A 4,092-nucleotide genomic window follows, 5' to 3' on the forward strand; every position below is an offset into this window, starting at 1 on the left:
GAACGGGGCTATCCAGGCAGGCTCCGACGCCGTGATCACACTAGCCACAGGCGGAATCACCGCACGACAAGATCATTACGGGACAACGTCTGGGTCAAGAACGAACTACGGCCGCTCAGCAGTGACAGCGAAATGACGAACGACCACTGACACCCTCGCGCAGACCATCGGCGGCCGATCAACAAGAGTTAATTTAGCTACATAGAGACAGCGGGACGCGGATTTCATCTGGGGGTTATCAAGGTCCTTTCAAAAGGGGGAATCCGAAGGAATCGGATCTTCTTGCGTCCACTAGTTCACGCTACCGATTCGGATAGTTACGAAGCGAAGTCCCCAAGTTGGGGGATTTTCAAGATCGACAACTATCAAATGTTTCGGGTGATATGTCAGCTTTTGCCCGGCATAAGTTCTGCAATTCGCATGAACACTTCCCCAATACTGGGGACTTTTGTGGACCACAACGCTTATAGCGTCTGCCGCAGGGCGATGAGGGGTGTTTACTTGGGCAATGCGGTCTGGCGCCTTGGCGGGTCCAGGCCCTCTCAAGCCGGGGTTCTGGGGGGTGGTTCCCTTTAGGGCCCCGGCCCTCTTCGCTGGATACCTCCGACTGTGAGTTCCAAAAACTAAATCGAGTGAACGAATGCTCGATTCTTATTCACATCCACAGGGAATCCTCACCCCCGCACCTCCCGCGAATGACACGCTACCGGCTCATACTTCGCCAAGCCGGACAAGTCTGCCGTTTCTCACAGTCAGTCATCGGTGCGGAACGAAGACCGCCGCCTGGAAGTTCCGTTTGTCCTGCATGGCCTGGCCATTTTTCCGTGCATGCCCCTCTTCTCGGGGCGAGTTGGGCTTCACGAGCCGGGGAGAGTAGCGTTTAGCAACCCCGACGTCGGGTGTCGTCGGCTCCGTCTAACCAGCGGGGCTTCTCCGGCTTGAGGGGCACTGGACCCGCCAACAAGCGTTCTTCCGAGAGATGAAAGGCCGCATCACAAATGGCTTACGAGCCGTATTTCTACGCGAGCAGCGTGGCGATCTTCGGGATAGCCACATTGCTCGGGGCATATGCCATCAGGAAGCTCTCGAGCAGGCCGAGGAGCGTCGTCGCCGTCCTGTTCGCCTTGGCGGTGCTCATCGGAAGTGTCCCGCCGATCATCCGGGCCCTGGTGCCCGAGGAGCCGCCGGCGACGAGCACCGTCCCTGCCCCGGAGGAAACCTCCACGAGGAGCGCCGGGTGACATGAGGCGAGAGCTTGAGCCGAACCTCCACGATGTACTGGCCGGCCGTCACCAGATGCCCGAGGGCTCCTTCATAGGGTCGCTCCCTACCCAGGTGTGGTCGGTGTTCGTCCAGGAGGTCGACAACGGCGGCATCCGTGCCTTCAAGCGGGGCGAGGAGGTTCCGACGGGCAGCAGCGACGACCTGGTGCACATCGTGCTGCAGGGCTGTGTCGCCCAGGAGCGCTCCGTGCCCGGCGCGCTCGTGGTGCGCTTCCGCGGCCCCGGAGAGTTCCTGGGCGAGCAGAAGTTGCTGCACCCCAGCGTCTCGGGGCCGAAGACGACGTCTCTGACGGCGACCACGAAGATCATGTCCTTCTCGGCGGACCTGATGCGTGCCCTGCTCGGCAGCAAGCGGCGGGCGGAGTGGGCGCTCCTGGTGAGTCTGGAGGCCCGTTACCGGAGGGACGAGGAGATTTACTGCACCTTCAGCCGACCACACCTCGCGCGTCTGAGCACGCTCCTGCATCACCTGGCGTCCACAGTCGGCGTGGTCGAGCCCCAGCGCGGCATCCGCATCGCCGGCCCGCGCCAGAGCGATCTCGCCCGTGCGCTGATGATCGGGCAGTCCACGCTGGAGAACACCCTCGCCGTGCTGTGCAGGAAGCACATCGTCTACACCCGCTACCGCGCCATCTACGTCAACGACCTGGACCAGCTGAAGGAGGCCGCCCGCTGACCGCAGCCGGAAAGGGGCCTGTCCGCACCCGGTGGGCAGGCCCTTCCCGCTTCCCTGAGGGCAGCAGGAGGCGACAGCACACCGAGGCATGGCTGTGGGGGCCGTACCCTCCCTTCTCCTGACCGCCCCGGCCGCGCGCGCCGAGTCGGGCCAGACCATCACCGCGCCCCTGTCCCAGCTCATCGGCGACCTGCCCGTCACGCTGGAGAAAGGAAGGGTTACGACCGCGACTTGTTCCGCCACTGGACGGACGCCGACCGGGACGGCTGCGACACCCGCTCCGAAGTCCTGCTCGCCGAGGCGGTCACCGCGCCGGAGGTAACCGGGCGCTGCTCGATCGCCTCCGGGACGGGCCAGTGGTGGTCCTGGTACGACGAGACGGTCGTGACCACCAAGTCGAGCATCGACATCGACCACATGGTCCCCCTCGCCGAAGCCTGGGACTCCGGCGCCGGAACGTGGACCGCGGCCGAGCGCGAGCAGTACGCCAACGATCTCGGAGACGAACGCAGCCTGCTGGGCGTCACCGACAGCATCAACCAGGGCAAGGGCGACCAGGACCCCGCCGAGTGGATGCCCCCGCCGCCTCCGCGACCTGCCGGTACATCGCGGACTGGGTCACCGTCAAAACTCGCTGGCAGCTCACCGCCGACGAGGCCGAACTCGCCGCCATCAACGGGGTCGCCACCGGCTGCGGCGACCCCGTCATCACCGTCACCACCGCCCTCTGAAGCCCGCCGCCAGGGACGGCGAGGGTGATTGCCCGGGGCGGAAGGCCAGTCCGTCGAAGTGCACGACCCGGTTCCCGGACTTTCCAGATCCGGGGCAGGACCGGCGGCAGCCCGATGTCCCGGGCGACGGCCCGCAGGAACTGCTTGCGCGGCTTCCCTACGATCATCTCGTCGAAGGCCCTGCCGGCCCACAGGACGCACATGGCGGCGGTAGCCGCCACCGCGGAGCTGCTCGTCCTCGGCGTGCCGCGCAGGCCCGGTGGCTCGGTCGCCTGCTCGATGAAGGCGAACGCGCCGACCGAGGTCGGGTGGGCGAAGCCGCACAGGTACCGGTACACGGAGTACAGCTCGCGCTTGGGGTCGATCTCGTCGCACTGGGCCTGGAACCTGTGGAATATCTCGCTCTCCTCGGTCTTCTCGACCCGTTCGCCCTTGATGGCGTCGATGAGGTCCTGTGGCAGCCGGAACGCCTTCTCCAGGTCGACAGCCGCGGCGCGGTTGGCCCGGCCGCCCTCGGCCAGCACGCCCAGCGCCCCGGCGTCGCCTTTCTGGGACAGCCAGTGGAGGCTGATGGTCGTCTCGAACATCGTCCGGACCAGGATCTGGGCCTCGTGCCCGTAGCCGAGATCGACCAGCCGCAGCGCGGCCTCGGCAAGGCGGTGAACCTCGGCGCACCAGCCATGGCCGATCAGGACCGTCCGGTACCTGCGCTGCTGGGTCTCGACCGGCCCTGCCGCCCGGTAGTGAGCGACCATCTTCTCCACGGCCTGGCGGTACTGCTGCTCGGTCACCGGTGCCATCCGCCTCGCCTCCTCCCCTGGGACGGGCGGAAGGTGTTTGCGGTGCCGTTTCGACTCGCGCTGTGCTGGACGGACACGGTTTTGCATCGCGGACAGTCTGTTGCGCCGTGATGGTGTCAGCGCATATAGCTGTGGGAAACCCCATCGCAAAACCCGCTTCCGTGGACGAAAAAGTGCCCGCTGCGGGCGTCCCGCAGCGGGCCTGTGGGGTGCGTCTTGCCAGGGTGGTGGGCGTCATCGTGCACTTCTCCTCGGTCTGGTGACGGCGGCCGGATGCCCCCGTCACCACATAGAGGTGCCAAAAACGACGCCCGTGTGACCGATCCAGCCCGCGAATCCGGGTCCGGACCCGGACTGCCGCCAGGAACGCGACGGCAGCTGGTGGTATCGCGTACGCCTGTCCGGCCTGTGGGCACGGGAGGAGGCGCCCGAGGCGGTGCGCGCCGTCCCCGACGACGTCGACTTCGATGCCCCCGCCGACGCGGTGCGCCCCCGGCCCGGCCTGGAACGCGACTACGCCGCAGTCCCGACCTGGCGCCACCCCGCCTGGCTACGCCACCGACACCGTGCACTCCCCCACCGCACCCCACCCCCGCCCTGGG

General features: G+C 66.3%; 3 protein-coding genes and 1 pseudogene. 2 read left to right on the forward strand and 2 right to left on the reverse strand.

What is annotated here, in order from left to right:
- The first annotated feature begins 1,242 nt into the window (after nt 1-1,242).
- The gene (locus tag ACSNOC_RS27100; protein WP_436750218.1) at nt 1,243-1,959 is read left to right on the forward strand and encodes a Crp/Fnr family transcriptional regulator; all 717 of its coding nucleotides are present in this window, start codon (nt 1,243-1,245) and stop codon (nt 1,957-1,959) included.
- A gap of 218 nt (nt 1,960-2,177) precedes the next feature.
- On the opposite strand, the gene ACSNOC_RS27105 is transcribed toward ACSNOC_RS27100, so the two are convergent.
- A complete protein-coding gene (locus ACSNOC_RS27105; RefSeq protein ID WP_436750220.1) occupies nt 2,178-2,369 on the reverse strand; it encodes a hypothetical protein in 192 nt (63 codons plus the stop codon).
- Between the two features lie 7 nt (nt 2,370-2,376).
- On the opposite strand from ACSNOC_RS27105, the pseudogene ACSNOC_RS27110 reads away from it, so the two are divergent.
- A pseudogene (locus ACSNOC_RS27110) lies at nt 2,377-2,439 on the forward strand (hypothetical protein); the annotation flags it as partial.
- A 55-nt stretch (nt 2,440-2,494) separates the two neighbouring features.
- On the opposite strand, the gene ACSNOC_RS27115 reads toward ACSNOC_RS27110, so the two are convergent.
- A complete protein-coding gene (locus ACSNOC_RS27115) occupies nt 2,495-3,490 on the reverse strand; it encodes a DUF5677 domain-containing protein (RefSeq protein WP_436750219.1) in 996 nt (331 codons plus the stop codon).
- Between the last annotated feature and the right edge of the window lie 602 nt (nt 3,491-4,092).

This window comes from Streptomyces sp. URMC 129 (assembly GCF_051386415.1).
Lineage (GTDB): Bacteria > Actinomycetota > Actinomycetes > Streptomycetales > Streptomycetaceae > Streptomyces.